The organism is Sulfobacillus thermosulfidooxidans DSM 9293 (genome assembly GCF_900176145.1).
Taxonomy (GTDB): domain Bacteria; phylum Bacillota; class Sulfobacillia; order Sulfobacillales; family Sulfobacillaceae; genus Sulfobacillus; species Sulfobacillus thermosulfidooxidans.
The window spans coordinates 893,027-909,766 of the sequence record NZ_FWWY01000001.1 but is presented as its reverse complement, the minus strand read 5'-3'; the positions used below and the strand labels follow the sequence as shown (position 1 = coordinate 909,766).

Below are 16,740 nucleotides of genomic sequence, written 5' to 3'. Positions count from 1 at the left end.
AAAGGGTTAGGAAACAGGACAAAACATTGAGGTAGGAGGAGAGTCGTAAGCGTCAAATAATCCCCACCTTGCGGTGGGGATTCTCGTGTGTTCTGAATTCTTAAGGGGTTGCCGGATTGGCAGGAGTTCTGACGTGGGCCGGGAGCGTCGGCGACCAGGGCAGGCAGTCGGCCCAGCTGGCGGCGTTCGAGAGGTCGCGTTGCGGCAATTGTTCGAAGAGATATTGGAGATAAGCACGCGGTTCCAAGCCGTTTTCTTTGGCGGTTTGAATGAGACTCAAGGTGATCGCGCTGGCTTGCGCTCCGCGCGGCGTGTTGGCAAAGAGCCAGTTTTTGCGGCCCGTCACAAAGGGTTTGATGGCCCGTTCACTGCGGTTGTTGTCTACCTCGAGTCGTCCATCCTCGAGAAATCGCGTCAGCGGTTTCCATTGATTCAGGCAATAGGTCACCGCCTTGCCCAAGGGACTGTGGGGCAGGGTGTGCCGTTTTTGCCGACGTAACCATTGCGCAAAGCGAGCCAAAACCGGGCGACTCCGCGCGTGCCGCGCGGTGTGCCGATCCGCCGCGGAGACATCCCGCAGATCCCGTTCGATGCGGAAGATCGCGTTGCAGAATTCGAGTCCGTCCCGAATGGCGCTCGGGCCGTCGCGGGCCGCCGGCGGCAACGTTTGCAGGGCCTCAACAAAATACCGTCGTGCATGCGCCCAACAGCCGATCAGCGTGGCATCTGGGACCTCGCGATAGCCGACATAGCCGTCACATTGCAAGTAACCCCGAAATCCCGTCAGAAATTGTCGCGCATAGGCTCCCTGCCGTCCCGGCTGATACTCATAGAGCACAATCGGGGGACCCTCTCGTCCCGTTCGATAGAGCCACATATAGGATTTTTGCTCGGCCCGGCGGCCCGTTTCATGGAGTACGGTCAGCGTCGTTTCATCCGCTTGCACGATATCCTGCTGAACCAAGGAGTGCTTCAACGTCCGATAGACGGGTTTGAGCCACGTGTGCGCGGCATAAATAACCCAGTTGGCTAAGGTCTGACGGGACAACGGCACGCCAAGGCGTGCCCACTCCTGTTCCTGCCGATACAGAGGCAGATGTTCGGTAAATTTTTGGTGGAGGGTAAAAGCCAAAAGGGACGGGGACGCCAGACTTCCGGGATAGACCGGGCGGGGCATCGGAGCCGTTTTGATAGGCGTGGTGAGCGCGTCGCGCTCACACTGCCGACACGCGTAAACCTCTTGGACATGTTCGATGACTTTGACTTGCGCGGGAATGACTTGTAACTCTCGACGGATTTCCTGGCTCATCGCATGCAGGGGGCCGTGACAGGTGTCACAGACCCGGTCACCCTCCGGAAGAACGTAGGTAATGCGCTCCACGGGCAGATGAGCTAAGGCCAATTCGCGCTGTCCCGCCGTCTTTTTCTTGCGCGTATACGTGATGGTTTCTTGGGCAGCATCCATCGGCGATCCCGCCAGCGTTTCCGCTTCGTTAAAAAGGTGCAGTTGGTGGGCATCAGACCGTTCTTGGGAGGCCCCGAATTGACGATGTTTGGCTAAGCGAAACTGTTCTTCATACCATTGCACGCGCTGCTGCAGTTCGGCTATTTGGTGTTCTAGACGGGCGACTTCGGCGGCCCATTGTTCGACGGTACGTTCGGATGACATCATAAAGTATCATTCGCCACCCGAAGGCCCAATTCCTTGTCCCACCGAAATTTTTCTCGATCAGAGGACATGCCGATGACGCAAGGCTTGATACGCTGCGGGTTGTTCCAGGGATAGTCCATCCAGAAGCCACTGCAATTGGCGCAGCGTAATGGCCTGGGGCGAGGTCGTGGCCGTCATCGGCCACGCTAAGTGGCCGCGTTCCAACCGGAAGTAATGGAGCCAAAAGCCATGATCGGCCCATTCCAAAATTTTCAGTTTGTTGCGCTCCCGATTGCAAAAGACAAAGAGCGCCGCACTACAGGGATCCAAGTGGAAGGTACTGTGGACCAAGGCAGCCAAACTGTCAATGGATTTCCGCAAATCGGTCGCCCCCACCGCTAAATACACGGGACGGCTCGTCCCGCCGATAATCATGACGACAGAGCCCGGACAACCGCTTGAAACAAGGGCGGATCGAAATCGGGACCGACCCGAATTTCTGCCGGACCGATGCGGACGATCAATGTGGCCCCCGGGTTCGTCGCCGTTGGCGACGGCCACGCCACCCAAGCGGGTGGTGCGGCATGCTGAGTCGCTGCCCGGAATTTGCGGAGCCAATACGCTAATTGATGAACGGTCACTCCATGGGCTGCGGCCCATTGCGGCCGCGTTTGACCACTCGCCTGAAAGTCCGCTACCCGTTCTGCCCAAACTTCCTGTAACGCTTCGTGTTCCTCGTGTGTCATGACCCATCACCTCATCCTATTTTGGGGGAATTATGGATCAATGTCCCCAAAATCAGAAGGTGGGGATTATTTGACGCTTACGGAGAGTCAATGAATAACTTTTTTCCTACATTGCCCTTAAAAATTCCTTTTAGCCCGGGAATATCCCACTGGTGGGATCCCATGTGGTGGATCTTTCAAATTCTGGTGATGTCCTTTTTATTGCTGTCTCTTCGCAAGGTGGCTTTGGATATTGACCGAGACCGGGGAGAAGGGTCAAAGAGCCAACGTAAATCCCGTTGACCGAGGAAGCGGTATTAGGTTTCAAGCCGAACGTGTTGGATGTAAGGAGAATCCATAGTGGACGAAAAACTTTGTGTCCCGAAACGGAAATGGACCAAAGAAAATATTGTGAACGCTATCAAAGACCGTGCTAGGCACAACCGCCCGATGAACTCTTTCGCGGTGCGCCAAGAGGATGAAGGGCTGTGGCAAGCGGCCAAACGTCATTTTGGCGGGTGGAAAGAAGCTTTAAACGAGGCAGGAATATCGGTGGATTCCCCGGTGTCCCCGAGATCGCGGGCGCGAGCTGGGACGTGGTCCCGGGAGATTATCATCACACGCATTCAGCAATACCGTGATCAAGGCAGTCATCTTGCGGCACATCAAATGCAGAAGATTGATAACCGGTTGGTTTCGGCAGCAGGATATTATTTTGGTTCATGGGCCAAGGCTTTAGAAGCCGCCGGCGTCAATGCTGACGCCGTGCGGTTCTCTGTCCCTTGGAGTGCTGAGCGGGTTAAAATGCTTATTATTGATGCCAAAAACTCCGGTGCAGATTTATCGGATCGCTCGATTCGCTTTTGGAACCGAGCTCTGTATCGCGCAGCCTGTGAGCATTTTGGATCATGGGAAGCTGCGGTCCAAAGCGCGCTACAGACTAGCAATATGGAGATGAAGTGGAATAGCGAACGGGTCAAGCGCTTAATTTATGATTACTTTATTCATGGTTTCTCACTTAACGAAGCATTTCGCTACCATCCAAGACTTTCTCATGCTGTCATTCATCATTATGGGAGTCTCGAGAATTTAGCAACAGAATTGAATTTGCCGCAATCATTCATTAGTCGAACAGCAACCAGTCAAGCCCAAGCCAGACAACTTAAGGCCTGGCGATTGGAGAGGGGATTATCCCAAGAAGATGTTGCTAAAGCGCTTGACCTCTCTCCCTTGATGGTTGAGACCTATGAAAATGCTAAAATTGCGATTCCCTGGGACGTTTATTGGAAATGGGCTACACTTACAGGGAAACGCCGTCAAGCGTTCAAGGCATTATTCGCCAGCCATAAGAAGCACACTGCGCACGTCTATGCCCATGCGTCCATCAAGTGGGGCGGGAGGCGACGGTTTTCGAGTAACAGTTTATGTTTTGTTGTGGATCCGGCGGGAAGGATCCGCCACTGGGGTAAAAATCTGACGAGGATCACTGGAATTCATCCAAAAGACAGTGAAGGGCACCCGTGTTCTGACATCGTCCATACCTATTTGGAGCCGGGTCAACCTTACTGTGGCAAAACGTGTCCGGTAAAACCGGGACCATTAGGCGATGAGCCGCCTATTGTGCACTGGCAACATCCTTTGGGTCCGAAAGTGCGGATGCATATGATGACCGACACATTAGGATGGACGACTCATTGGATTGAACCGGTGCCAGACGAATTTACGAGAATATGATACATTATAAAGAATATAGTGATTAAAAAAGGCAGGGCTTTCAGTGATTAAAAGCAATATTCCGCATTTTATGGTCGATGAAAACTGGCAAATCACGGCGTGTGACAGCACTGTAGCAGAATGGATGGGGCACAGTGTGGAGGACGTTGTTGGTAAGTCGTGTTTTGACATGGTGGATGGTCATAATCTTGACGGATCGTCTTTTTGCCGGCCGGTATGCCCGCTGACCACTGCGAGCCGCCATGCATTGACCATTAATCCGGTCATGATTTTGAATAATCCTCATAACCCGCGTCAAATTGTTCGGGTGCATTATGTCATCTTAGACAACCCCAAGGGAATTTTGCATTTTGTGCGTCCTCTCCATGATCCGAATAAATCTTCGCGGACACTCACCAAAAACCAGCTGCAATTAGTTCAAGGATTGGCTATGGGTCTTACTCACCGTCAAATTGCGGAACAAAACCATATTGCGTTAAGTACGGTGACCACACAACTTAAGCGCATTCGGCGCACGTTATCTTGTGCATCGGACCGACATTTGGTCACGTGGTATTGGAATCAAGATCAACATTAGAATATTCCGACACATTAAGATGAAGACGAAGGGAAAGAGTTGTCAGGGTTGCTTCCCTGCATCCGCATAAATCGTGTCAGTGCATGGCGTTCTGTTGGTGCCTCCCACATCTCACATACTCGTCGAATATGCGTGTTAACAGTGCTTAACGAGATGTTTAAATGTTGAGCAATTTCTCGGCGCGTTAGTCCTTGAGCTAATAATGTAAAGATTTGCTGTTGACGAGGGGTTAAGGGGTTCGCCGGTTTAAAATCGCGATTGACCGGTTGGATCCAGTGAATGATGGTTAACGGATCATCCCAGATGGCAAAGTGGATTTGTACTAATTGCTGTCCCATATAACGCGTCGGGATGATCACGAACATGGGTTGATCGGCCGTATGTCCGGCTTCTGTTACGAGAGGACAGGATTTCTGGCAAAAATCCATGCCAGTAAACAACTGCGCAGCAAATACCTCATGACAAGGCCGGTGTAATACTTCACTTTCCGTCATCCCTGTAAATTGACTCAGACTGTCATTCCAATGCTCAATAGCAAACTGACTGTTCACCACAAAGCAGGCTCCATTACTCCAAATCATGCTCAAACCTCCTGCCTAGGTCTCTTTCAGCCGATATTCTTTTGCGGACCGGTAATAGATACTTTTGCAGTTTACGTTCTGTAAGCGTCGCATTTCCATTCCTTCGAAGAAACCAGGTAACTTGCAGAGAGGGCCGCCTTTCCAAGTGGAACGTGGATACCGATGTCTATCGTACTACATTTTCTATAGTTTTATAACTAGAATTATAACTTAAGCTTTCTCGATATCTGGCTCGAGAGATTTTCATCTCATGCTTAAGCGATCCATAAAAGGGCGTTTATTGTTCACGCGGTATAACCTCCTTTATGGCTTTAATCTTGGCCAGAAGGATTATCGATTCTCAAGTGCTTAAGACTCTATCGTGAGTTTTTCGTGCCCTAACGTAGAGGATGTCGGTGGCACAACGCTTATAAAGATGAGGAAAGATGAGGGTTAACGGCTTAGTTAGAAAGTAGCCTTTCTATCACGACCCATTGCCGTCGTAACACCAAGGAATTGTCCTGTCCAAACAACAGAGGCATAGCTCTACCGGGGTCTTCTTCCGAACGACTGGGTTCTGAAACAGGGTGACACCACTTAAAAGGTTAATGACCCGGAAGATAACGACCGCCATGTTCGTGATGAATAAGGTTATGATGAAAATCAAGAAGGAATTAATCCGCAGTGTTTGGCCCAAGTTAATGCTTCTTCTTTATTATGAGCATCAGCCTTGCGGTAAATGCTGGCCACATGGGCTCGTACCGTCCCGGGACTGACATGAAGAAGATGCGCAATTGTGCGGTAAGAATAATCTTGCGCCATCAAGTTTAATACTTCCTGTTCACGCGGTGTTAATACAGAAGGCACGGTTATGGGGGGTGCTAGTTCTTGCTTCAGGGCGAGAGCGAGATCGTGTGAACGTTCTTTGACAAGGTGCGCATCACCGGTAAGCAGATCCGGGGTTAAGGACTGATCCACATGTGCATCTAGGGTGCTCACAAATTCGTTTATTGCTATGAGACTGTTGTCGTATAGGTGTTGAAGTTTTCTATGACTTTCACTGAGCTGACGGATGAGATAGCCAAAAAGACTGGATATGACGAGAAGTAGCGTCATGATAATAGGCCAGTTCGGATGGGGAAAAGTATGCATTAAGTGATGTAAAGACCACATACGGAATCCAATCAAGAGAAAGCCTGCGCCGACGAGTTGGATATTGAATGTTGCAAACCAATAGGCCCCTTCTGCGATGGCGATGGGAGCCAGAATTAGACCGGGGACATTGGGACTGGAGAGATAGAGAATATAGAAGGCCAAAGCATATAGAATATCCCGAACACAAGAATTGACGATTGCTGTACTGCGGTGAAGTTGCCATATACACCAGAGAACATCAATTAATGCCAGTGTACCAATACCGATGGCTGGCCAAATGTCCCGCGATAGATTAATTAATTCCGCAAAACATAAGATGGGAACCGTAAATCGTAAACCGATAAGGACCTTCGGGGGATCGAGACTGTAATACATGAATTGTCAATCCTCTTTCTCTTTAACAAAAATCTCAAGTCCGTCCATAAAGTTATAGTCCTTTATCATTATCATAGGAAATGTGAAGAATTTCAATGTTTTGAACTGTCTTAGAAAAAAATAAGACAATGTCCAATAGTATCCAAGAAATCCCTCTTTATACAGTGGGATAGCAATACACCCACTAAAAAAGAGGTGAGCATGTTGAAAAAAACAAGCATGATGATTGTTGGCGTTGTTGGGATGATGAGTCTTGGATTGATGGCTTTGGGGACCGGATCCAGGGCCTTGGCCGATAATCAGAAGGCACAAGAAGGCTTAACAGCCAAAGCTACAGGGCAAATGGCCATTCGGCTCTTTCCCAGTGGGACCAAGACGGTGGTCTTGTGTTCTCCCAGCGACAGTGAGGGAATTGCTTTGGGACAAGCGCTCGCTACCAAATTATCAGGCGCCTTATTGCTGGTCCAAAATGCTCATGTGCTTGGTCAAGCAACAGCAGAAGCTTTGGCGGCGCTGAGTGTTCCAGAAGTTGCTCCCGCGGGGACAGTGCAGCCGTTTCAATTGCCGCCTGGTAAGCCCATGATTTATGTTCTCGGCAATTCCCAACAAATCAGCTCAGCCATTATCGCGGAACTTAAGGCCCAAGGTTACCAGGTGCAACGTTTAGCGGGACAGGGAGCGCATTTGGTGAGCGAAGTCATCGCTCAAGTGGCTCCTGCACTGCCGTTGAAACCGGATACCGCAGGATTTCTTCAAAATTGGCCAGTGTATGCTTATGGACCTTCTCATAACTCGGCCTTCAAGATTCCGAAATCGGCTCCTCAATGGGAAAAAGTCGGAGTGCGGTGGAATTTTGCCGAGGATGCTGCCGTCCCCTTGAATGCACCCTTTCCCGATTTGGCCAACTTAGGGGAACGCGGTGCTCCCGTGAAAATGACGCAGAATCTTGGAAATGCGGTGGGGGTCAGCGCGGTCAACGGCATAATTTATGCGGAGTCCGATGATTACCATCTCTATGCGTTAAACGCTAAAACCGGTGCTTTGCTATGGCAAACCGGCCAACTGGCCAACAATCTTATGGGCAATCCCATTGTCGCGGACAATATGGTGTATGTGACTGCAGGCGATACCGGCTTCCCATTCTCGCAAGTATTGAAATACGAGTTGTCGCAAGGCACCTCGACTTTGGTCCGGGGTCTCATGTATTCGGCCATTTATGCATTTAACGCTAAAACCGGGCGGATGGTATGGCGGCAAGATTTTCATGGTAACGCCATGCCGTCGCCGGTATATTACAACGGTACAGTCTATGTGGCAACGGGTGGGGGGCATTTGTGGGCCTTTAATGCGCTGACGGGGACTGTCAAATGGCAAGCCGCATTACAGGGGTTTGACAGTATGTCGAGTCCGAATGTCTACACAAATCCTGTTACTCATCAAACCGAAATTGTTGTCGGGACGTCTGATCAAAATCACGTGGTGGCCGTCAATGCGGCGAACGGGTCGATTTTGTGGACGCAGAAAACCGCGCTAAACATTTTCAATACGGGTATGGGAGACAATTCCCCGACGGTAGACCAGGCAAGAAATCTCATCATTCAAGATTCGGTCGTCAATTTTAATAAAGCGAATCACACGACGAACCTTGCCATTTATGCGATGAATGCGGCAACGGGTCAAGTTCTTTGGGCCACGGACTTGGGCAGAGGGAATGCGCCTCCCGCCTATAAAGCGGGTGTCAGCATGATTCATAACGGTGTTGTGTATGTGGGCTCACCTGTTACCTCAACGATTTATGCGTTAAATGAAGCCAACGGAAAAATTTTGTGGACGTTTCCTATCAAAAATGCAGGGCCGGCCGGAGCCGGACGCGGGAATCCTGTCTACGCCGATGGGGTGTTGTGGGTCGCAGCAGGACCAAAAGTTTACGCGCTGAATCCTCAAACGGGACAAGAACTGGGTTCCTATGCTCCAGGTGGCCGATTTGGGATTGTGAATCCGGTGATCGTGGGCGGAACGATGTATTTGGACAACTCCTATGACTGGGTCCAGGCGATTCCGCTTAAAACCATTGATCCTGCCGTCACGATTCGTTACGAGTAATTCCTATATGTTCAGAAAGAAAAAAGAACCAGGAGGACTGTCTCTCCTGTTCTTTTTTATGCGTTAGGCACGATGCTGCGGTAAAGGGGCTGTTCCACAGTTTTGTTGCATAGACTCGTGATGAGGTGATTCGATGGAACCCGAGTCCTTAACATCGCCCATTCGCCATGTGGTCAATCGCTTAATTATTTGGGGCGCTGACGGCGTTTATTTTCTCACCGTGTTATGTGTATTAGCCCTATCGATTCGCGTCGTGGCGGGAATTCTTAAAATCTTATGGTTCGCGCCGTCTTATGCGGCGATGTTGTCCGCCTTAGATCCCCTACTGTTATTGTTAATGCTTGCGGAACTTCTTCATACGGTCGCCTTAACATTGCAAAATCATCACTTGCCATTGCGGCCGTTGTTGGCTCTCATTTTCATTGCGGTGTTACGTCACGGAGTGGTATTGGCGTCGACGATGTCGTTGGCGTCGTGGAATGCCGGTGCTACGCTTTTGGGAATTCTTGCACTCTCCTTTTTGTTAGCGCAAATTCCTCCGCAAAATGCCGATTAAGAGGTTCGTTCATTAGTATGAACTGGTCTTACCGCACGAACTATATGAAAAAGTGTTTACGAATCGGGGGATCCATTTTTTCACAGCAATGAGAACGTGATGTGCGATTATGCGCAACAAGAATCCGGGCAGGGAATAGCACGAGAACCCCTGATTTTTTCCTAGTGCTTAGGGATGGGCCCAGAATTGTGCTATGATGATTGCAATTTTCAGACGTCATCATTACATAGAGGATTTCTCTTTGCCAGAAGGAATATAATAATATGGTATAATAACGCAACTTGGCCTAAACGAAGTTTTAACGCCTGTGAGCGAGAGGAGGCCGTTTCGTGACAAATCGATGGCTACGAGGAGTTCTGACGCTCATTTTGTCAGTGCTCTTTATTGTGACGTTATGGGAACTAATGAGCGGGCAGACGTCCACAACGACTCAGGAATCATACAGTCGCCTGTTATCCATGGCCAATAGTGGGCAAGTTCAAAGGGTCCGCATCGATCCCCAAACGCATACTGTCTATGCGACGACAACAACCGGTAAGCATTTCCAAACGACCTATGCGACAGGTGGAACGGCATCGCTTGCCAATGATCTCACTAATGATCATGTCACCGTCAATATCATGAAGCCTGCAACGACATCGTTGTGGCTGAGTTTAATAGGTAACATCCTTCCCTTGTTGGTGATCGTCTTTATGCTTTATTTTGTGTTCAACCAAACCCAAGGGGGAGGCAACCGGGTCATGCAATTTGGTAAGTCGCGTGCGAGACTACACACGGACGATACCAATCGCGTGACGTTTGCTGATGTGGCCGGTGTGGATGAAGAAAAACAGGAATTACAAGAAGTGGTTGATTTCCTCCGGTACCCCAAGAAGTATTTGGAACTCGGTGCGCGGATTCCCAAAGGCATTTTACTATCTGGCGCGCCTGGGACAGGTAAAACGTTACTGGCGAAAGCAGTAGCGGGAGAAGCTGGTGTACCGTTTTTCTCGGATAGTGGTTCGGATTTCGTTGAAATGTTTGTTGGTGTGGGAGCATCGCGAGTCCGTGATTTATTTGACCAAGCCAAGAAGAATGCTCCCTGTATCCTATTTATTGACGAAATCGACGCTGTTGGCCGGATGCGTGGCGCCGGATATGGGGGCGGACATGATGAACGCGAGCAGACACTCAATCAATTATTGGTTGAAATGGATGGCTTCGGCGTCAATGAAGGCATTATTGTGATTGCTGCCACGAACCGTCCTGATGTGTTAGATCCCGCATTGTTACGTCCAGGACGATTTGACCGTCAAGTGATTGTGCACAGGCCCGATGTGCGGGGACGGGAGGCCATTTTGAAAGTGCATACCCGGGGTAAGCCCCTTGCTGAGGATGTCGATCTCGCCGTGATCGCGAAGAGAACGCCGGGCTACACGGGAGCGGACTTGGCGAACTTGGCGAATGAAGCGGCATTGCTTGCCGCAAGGCGCCGAGAAAAGGCCATTCACATGTCTGACTTCGAAGAGGCGGCCGAGCGGATTATGGCGGGGCCGCAGAAAAAGAGCCGGGTGATCTCGGAAAAAGAAAAGAAGGCCGTGGCTTTTCACGAATCAGGGCACACATTAGTGGGAATGCTCGTGCCTCATGGCGATCCTGTACACAAAGTGACCATTATTCCCCGGGGCATGGCGATGGGATATACCTTGCCGTTGCCGGATGAAGATCGTTATTTAGTCACCAAATCACAAATTCTTGATCAAGTGGCGATGGCCCTAGGAGGTCGTGCAGCGGAAGAGCTGGTTTTCGGGGAAATTTCCACGGGGGCACAAAACGACTTGGAAAAATCAACGTCCATGGTTCGGCAGATGATTACCGAATATGGCATGTCCGAGGAATTGGGCCCCATGACTTATGGGCAAAAACAAGACCAAATTTTCCTAGGACGCGATTTGGCGCGGGACCGCGACTACAGTGAAGATGTCGCGTCGGCGATTGACCGTGAAGTCCGCCAAATTGTTATGGAACAGTATCAACGAGCTAAACACATTTTGATGACACACCGAACGACTTTAAATCGCTTAGCTTTAACCTTAATGGAGAAAGAAACCTTGTTGGCGGATGAATTGCAGGCGATTGTGCATGGTCGTGAAGTGGCCATCTAATTTAGCGGCCCGAAAGCACGCGAGTATTTCCCGTGCTTTCGGGCTATTCTTATGTTATGAGTCAGCAACCTCTGACTAAAATGCAGAAGTTAAGCGTACATAAAGCAAGGCAAGTAGGGGAAAGGAGTGGATGGTTTGTCCGTTACCGCCAAAGATGAAGGATTTGTGGGGCAGATTCACCAAGGAAGTGGGTGGTATTGTTTTTCAACGCCTCGGTTTAAAACCATTACCCTTCATGCATTTATCATCAATGAATTGACTGCGGATGAGGCAGCTTTTGGTGCGTTGTTACCGCATGTCCTACAACGGGGAACGCAAAAGTGGCCCACGTATATGCAAATGGAGCAGACCTTGGAAGATATGTATGGGGCCTCCTTTCGGGCTGATGTAGGAAAAATTGGAGACAAACAGCTCATTTCTTTCCATTTAGAAATTGTCAATGGCCGCTATCTACCTGGCCATCCCGATACACTAAATTTGGGTCTAGACTTTCTGCAAGAGGTTTTAGATCATCCACTCGTTCATGACCACGCTTTTCACGAAGCCATCGTTCAGCAAGAGAAAGATTTGTTGAAACGGCGGATTCAAGGATTAATTAACGATAAGGGACAATATGCCGTGACCCGCTTGATTGAGGCGATGGCGGACGGGCGTCGGTTTGGCCTAAGAAAACTGGGTCGGGTGGAGGACTTGGAACGGATTACCCCTCATACCCTGTATGAATATTATCGAAAGGTTCATCAGACTCACCCCATCATCCTGTTTGCTGTGGGAGATATTGATCCCGTGCGGATCGAGCAGTTTATGCAGCATTACCAACATGAAGATCCCCGACACGAATTGCAGCGCATTGATCCTTATACCCCCCATTATCATGACCGTACCTTGATTGAACGCCAAGATATTCGGCAGGGTAAAATCAACATGGGATATTACACCGGTATTACGCTTGATAATGCCCGCTATCCGGCTTTAATGATGTATGCAGGGATTTTGGGGGGATTTCCCCATTCCAAACTCTTTTTGAATGTGCGTGAGCGGGCAAGCTTGGCGTATTATGCCTACGCGCGGCTGGATGCCGCACTGGGATATATGTTAATCGGCGCCGGGATTGAATTTGAGGATTTTGACGCCGCGGTCAAGATTATTGCCCAACAACTGGAGGCCATGAAGCAAGGAGATATTAGCGATCAAGAATGGGAATTTACCTTGAGAGCTTTTGATAACGATATCTTGTCGGAAGAAGACAACCCCAGTCAAATCATCTCACGCCAACTGGAACATTTGTTGGTTGGAGGTGGCCTCATGGGAGAAGCGCTCAAAGACGCACTACATCAAGTCACCCGGGATCAGGTACAAGAAGTGGCGCAGCATGTGCGTTTGGATACGGTGTTCTTTTTAACACGTGATAGTGATGAAACTGCTACAGGGACGGAGGCCACAACCCCATGACGCACGAGGCTCAACTCATTGAAAATGAAGCGATCGGCGAACAGTTAAGTCGCCTTGTCTTGCCCTCAGGGCTCACCGTGGTTGTTTTTCCACGACCCGGGTTTAAGAAAACCTTTGCCACCTTCGCCACCCATTATGGATCCATTGACAATGCGTTCCGTGATCCCAAAACCGGCCAGGTTGTGGAGGTGCCGGACGGGATTGCTCACTTTCTGGAACATAAAATGTTTGAGAAGAAAGGCGGCGGCGACGCGTTTGATGATTTCGCGCGACTTGGCGCCTCATCGAATGCGTATACGGATTACACGTCAACCACTTTTCTTTTTCAAACGACGAGCCATGTGCTGGACAATTTAGGAATCCTCTTGGATTTTGTCCAGGAACCTTATTTTACGGACGCTAACGTCGAAAAAGAAAAGGGGATTATCGAGCAAGAGATTCGCATGTACTTAGATATGCCAGGGGACCGGCTCCATTCCAACTTGATGAAGGCCTTATATGTGAACCATCCCGTGCGCATTGATATTGCTGGGACTGTGGAATCGATTCGAACCATTACCCCGGAAGATTTGTATACGTGCTACCGGACATTTTACCACCCCAGTAACATGGTATTGCTTGTGATAGGCGACATCGATCCGCAAAGGGTGTTCGATTACACGTGGGAAAATCAAAAAGCCAAGGCGTATGGGAACCAGTCGCCAATCACACGGATTTATCCGGATGAACCCCACAGGGTTAACGAAAAGCACCGGGAACAAGAGATGGTGGTATCCATGCCCTTATTCGTCATGGGTTATAAAGATACCCAAACGGGTTTGGTAGGACGGGAATTACTGCGCCATGAAATAACTTACGGATTGATGTGGCAAATGCTGTGCGGCAAGAGTTCCCCATTGTTTCAACATCTCTATCAGCAGGGACTGATCAATGACCGGTTCTATGCCCGCTATGGAGCGTCCACGACCTTTGGCTTTAGCACGGTGGGCGGAGAAACACCCGATCCCAAGGCGTTAGAAGCACAGCTGGTGGATGGGCTTCAGCATGCTCCCTTGCGCGAAGAGGATTTGGCCCGGGCTAAAAAGCGCGAACTCGGGGAATTCATTGCCCTGTTTCAAAACCCCGAAGAATTGGCTTATGCATTTAACCATCTGTTTTTCCGGCAAATCGATATTTTTGATTATGTTGATACCATTTTATCGATTGGTTTGGACGATATTGAACAGGCTCGGCAAGTTCATCTCCAAGAGTCAGAACGAGCCAGTTCCGTCATCAAACCCATTTCATCATGATCAGGAAAAAAGGAGACTAGACGATGGAAACAGTTATCCTGACTGGTGACGATTTAGACATTGAACAAGCATATCATGTCGCCCATGATCACTATCCCGTAGCATTGAGCGAGGAGGCCGCCAACAAAATGGCGGCCTCCCGTGCTATGGTAACGCGTTACTTAGCTGAAGGAAAAAGTGTTTACGGCGTCACGACGGGGTTTGGACGATTTAGCGATGTGCTCATCCCCGAAGACAAACGCCAAGAATTACAAATCAATTTGTTGCGCAGTCACAGCGCGGGGGTGGGGGAACCGTTTGGCGAAGAGATTGTTCGAGGCATGATGGTTCTTCGCGCCAATGCTTTGGCGAAAGGTTATTCAGGCATTCGTGAATCAGTCGTCCGCTTGGTCATTGACATGCTTAATCGTGGCGTGGTTCCCGTTATTCCGTCCCAAGGTTCAGTCGGGGCCAGCGGAGATTTAGCCCCCCTGGCTCATCTGGCTCTTGTCCTCATTGGGGAAGGCTGGGCCCAGGTTCATGGAGGGCCGAAAATACCCGGAGGTCAGGCACTTAAGAGCGTGGGGCTTGAGCCCGTCATTCTCGAAGCGAAAGAAGGGCTGGCCCTCATTAACGGCACACAAGCCATGGGATCTTTGGGCGTTAGCGCAAGTACTCAAGCGAAATTCCTGGGCCTGTGGGCGGATGTCGCAGCCTCATTAAGCATCGAGGCTTTACGCGGCATTCCCATGGCATTTCATCCCCAAGTGGCTCTTGTGCGGCCTCATCCAGGGCAGCGCATTGTGCAACAGCACTTGCGGACCATGTTAGAAGGCAGTCACCTGGTCACAGAACCAGGCGAATTGCGGATGCAAGATGCTTATTCCTTGCGCGCTACCCCCCAGGTACACGGGGCTTGTCTTGACGCTTTAGGGCACGTTCAAGAGGTCCTCTCTCGCGAAATCAACAGCGCCACGGACAATCCCTTATTATTTCCTGAGGAAGAGTTGGTGATATCGGCAGGGAATTTTCATGGGGAACCTCTCGCTCTGGTTTTAGACTATTTAGCCATTTTAGCAGCGGAATGGGCGAATATTAGCGAACGGCGAATTGAACGCATGGTAAACCCGGCCCTATCAGGATTGCCGCCGTTTTTAACACGGCATGGCGGCGTATTTTCTGGGTTGATGCTGGCACAATATACCGCGGCCAGTTTGGTTTCCGAAAACAAAGTGTGGGCCCATCCGTCGAGTGTGGATTCCATTCCCACCTCTGCAAATCAGGAAGATCATGTCTCCATGGGAACCACTGCGGGGCGTAAGGCGCTCATGGTGGTGAATAATTTGCGCTATGTGTTAAGTATTGAACTGTTATGCGGGGCCCAAGCGTGTGATTTACTTGGGCCCGAGCATATGGCCCCGAGAACGCATGCGGTTTACCAATGGATTCGGCAGTTAGTCCCGCCTTTAGAAGCTGACCGTCCGCTGGCTCCGGATATTGAGCGCATTGCCGAGGCCCTCTTAGCATCCGATACGATCAACTGGTTAGAAAACCTGTTGATGGCTTAAAGGGCCTAACAAGCCTTGTTGTTCAGCCCATAAAATCGCGGCGGTGACAGGGTCATCGCTGCCTGTGGGGGTGACGTAATCGGCCACCAGGTGGCATTCTGGTAATCCCTGACCCACCGCGATGCCGATACCGGCCCACTTCAGCATAGGGACATCATTTAGCCCGTCGCCAATGGCTAAAATGTTTTGGCGGGCAATATGGTAGTGATGGGCCAGCTTTTCTAATCCTTCCGCTTTGGTGACACCAGGAGCGCAGATGTTGACCTCTCGGTAGTGGCCATGATCGAAAATGGTCAATTCATAATCGGGGCCAATCAGACCAAAGTCTTGAATAAATTGATCAACGCTCTTCTGTCCCAGCAGCAAAATTTCTAAAGGTTGCCGGGGAATCACAGTGCCTGGACTGACTAAACGATCACTGGGCTTTTGCCAGCGGTCATAATCATCAGGCAACCGAGTTAACAACACAGGTTGTTGATAACCTAAATAAAACCGCATATGGGCTTGATGGCGAAAGGACCACTCAAACATTTCTTGAGCCCGGGGCCGGGGAATGCCATGGCGGTATAAATCGGCAGGATGTTTTGAGGGATCAAAGACATAGGCACCGTTATGCGCGACAATGGCTCCGGTAATTCCGAGTTCTTGTTGTGCTTTGAGTGCCGTACGCCAGCTTCTTCCTGTGGCGATAATTACATGAATGCCATTATGCCATAATTGACGCAATAACTGCGCCGCCTTAGGCTGGACATGAATCTCTTGGTTTAACAGCGTGCCATCCAAATCGCATGCAATCATCTGTATCACAGTAATCCGCCTCTTTTCTACCCATGGCTTCATGCAGGGATTTCAGTCTGGTAAAACGTATT

15 protein-coding genes are annotated in these 16,740 nt (G+C 49.9%); 9 read left to right on the top strand and 6 right to left on the bottom strand.

Features of this window, described 5'->3' with window-relative positions; all coding sequences use genetic code 11:
* Positions 1 to 100 precede the first annotated feature (100 nt).
* Genes tnpC through tnpA form a run of 3 tightly spaced genes read right to left on the bottom strand, consistent with a single transcriptional unit; the run spans position 101 to position 2,397 of the window.
* Complete coding sequence (tnpC, locus tag B8987_RS04755) at positions 101 to 1,672, bottom strand: IS66 family transposase (RefSeq protein ID WP_084660931.1); 1,572 nt, start codon at positions 1,670 to 1,672, stop codon at positions 101 to 103.
* A 57-nt stretch (positions 1,673 to 1,729) separates the two neighbouring features.
* Positions 1,730 to 2,059 carry an IS66 family insertion sequence element accessory protein TnpB gene (tnpB, locus tag B8987_RS04750; protein WP_026040445.1) on the bottom strand — a complete coding sequence of 110 codons (330 nt, stop codon included), beginning with the start codon at positions 2,057 to 2,059 and terminating at the stop codon, positions 1,730 to 1,732.
* A 23-nt stretch (positions 2,060 to 2,082) separates the two neighbouring features.
* Positions 2,083 to 2,397 carry an IS66 family insertion sequence element accessory protein TnpA gene (tnpA, locus tag B8987_RS04745; RefSeq protein ID WP_020372964.1) on the bottom strand — a complete coding sequence of 105 codons (315 nt, stop codon included), beginning with the start codon at positions 2,395 to 2,397 and terminating at the stop codon, positions 2,083 to 2,085.
* Between the two features lie 90 nt (positions 2,398 to 2,487).
* Here tnpA and B8987_RS04740 point away from each other — a divergent pair, with 90 nt between their 5' ends.
* The 3 genes from B8987_RS04740 to B8987_RS04730 are packed head-to-tail and all read left to right on the top strand — an operon-like array spanning position 2,488 to position 4,687.
* Positions 2,488 to 2,679 carry a hypothetical protein gene (locus B8987_RS04740; protein WP_028961923.1) on the top strand — a complete coding sequence of 64 codons (192 nt, stop codon included), beginning with the start codon at positions 2,488 to 2,490 and terminating at the stop codon, positions 2,677 to 2,679.
* Between the two features lie 57 nt (positions 2,680 to 2,736).
* Positions 2,737 to 4,110: a helix-turn-helix domain-containing protein gene (locus B8987_RS04735; protein WP_020374342.1), complete on the top strand. Its 1,374-nt coding sequence runs from the start codon at positions 2,737 to 2,739 to the stop codon at positions 4,108 to 4,110.
* A gap of 43 nt (positions 4,111 to 4,153) precedes the next feature.
* Entirely contained in the window at positions 4,154 to 4,687 is a 534-nt protein-coding gene (locus B8987_RS04730) for a LuxR C-terminal-related transcriptional regulator (RefSeq protein ID WP_020374343.1), read from the top strand.
* Between the two features lie 14 nt (positions 4,688 to 4,701).
* On the opposite strand, the gene B8987_RS04725 is transcribed toward B8987_RS04730, so the two are convergent.
* Together B8987_RS04725 and B8987_RS04720 are read right to left on the bottom strand one after the other, a co-directional pair.
* On the bottom strand, positions 4,702 to 5,268 hold the full coding sequence (locus B8987_RS04725; RefSeq protein WP_020374344.1) for a helix-turn-helix transcriptional regulator: 567 nt from the start codon (positions 5,266 to 5,268) through the stop codon (positions 4,702 to 4,704).
* Between the two features lie 642 nt (positions 5,269 to 5,910).
* Positions 5,911 to 6,777: a helix-turn-helix transcriptional regulator gene (locus B8987_RS04720; RefSeq protein ID WP_020374345.1), complete on the bottom strand. Its 867-nt coding sequence runs from the start codon at positions 6,775 to 6,777 to the stop codon at positions 5,911 to 5,913.
* 201 nt (positions 6,778 to 6,978) lie between these two features.
* Here B8987_RS04720 and B8987_RS04715 point away from each other — a divergent pair, with 201 nt between their 5' ends.
* The 6 genes from B8987_RS04715 (at position 6,979) to hutH (ending at position 15,871) form a co-directional block, all read left to right on the top strand.
* Positions 6,979 to 8,880, top strand: coding sequence for an outer membrane protein assembly factor BamB family protein (locus B8987_RS04715; protein ID WP_020374347.1), 1,902 nt, complete (start codon positions 6,979 to 6,981; stop codon positions 8,878 to 8,880).
* A 133-nt stretch (positions 8,881 to 9,013) separates the two neighbouring features.
* Positions 9,014 to 9,436, top strand: a complete 423-nt coding sequence (locus B8987_RS04710) for a phosphate-starvation-inducible PsiE family protein (protein ID WP_020374348.1) — start codon at positions 9,014 to 9,016, stop codon at positions 9,434 to 9,436.
* 329 nt (positions 9,437 to 9,765) lie between these two features.
* Positions 9,766 to 11,580 (top strand): ATP-dependent zinc metalloprotease FtsH, encoded by a 1,815-nt coding sequence (gene ftsH, locus B8987_RS04705; protein WP_020374349.1) that lies wholly within the window; start codon positions 9,766 to 9,768, stop codon positions 11,578 to 11,580.
* A 126-nt stretch (positions 11,581 to 11,706) separates the two neighbouring features.
* A complete protein-coding gene (gene yfmF, locus B8987_RS04700) occupies positions 11,707 to 13,032 on the top strand; it encodes an EF-P 5-aminopentanol modification-associated protein YfmF (protein ID WP_020374350.1) in 1,326 nt (441 codons plus the stop codon).
* Positions 13,029 to 14,324 (top strand): EF-P 5-aminopentanol modification-associated protein YfmH, encoded by a 1,296-nt coding sequence (gene yfmH / locus B8987_RS04695; protein WP_020374351.1) that lies wholly within the window; start codon positions 13,029 to 13,031, stop codon positions 14,322 to 14,324. The genes yfmF and yfmH overlap by 4 nt, the downstream gene beginning before the upstream one ends.
* A gap of 23 nt (positions 14,325 to 14,347) precedes the next feature.
* Positions 14,348 to 15,871, top strand: coding sequence for a histidine ammonia-lyase (gene hutH, locus B8987_RS04690; protein ID WP_020374352.1), 1,524 nt, complete (start codon positions 14,348 to 14,350; stop codon positions 15,869 to 15,871).
* On the opposite strand, the gene B8987_RS04685 is transcribed toward hutH, so the two are convergent.
* Positions 15,848 to 16,669 carry a Cof-type HAD-IIB family hydrolase gene (locus tag B8987_RS04685; protein ID WP_242823762.1) on the bottom strand — a complete coding sequence of 274 codons (822 nt, stop codon included), beginning with the start codon at positions 16,667 to 16,669 and terminating at the stop codon, positions 15,848 to 15,850. The genes hutH and B8987_RS04685 overlap by 24 nt on opposite strands.
* Between the last annotated feature and the right edge of the window lie 71 nt (positions 16,670 to 16,740).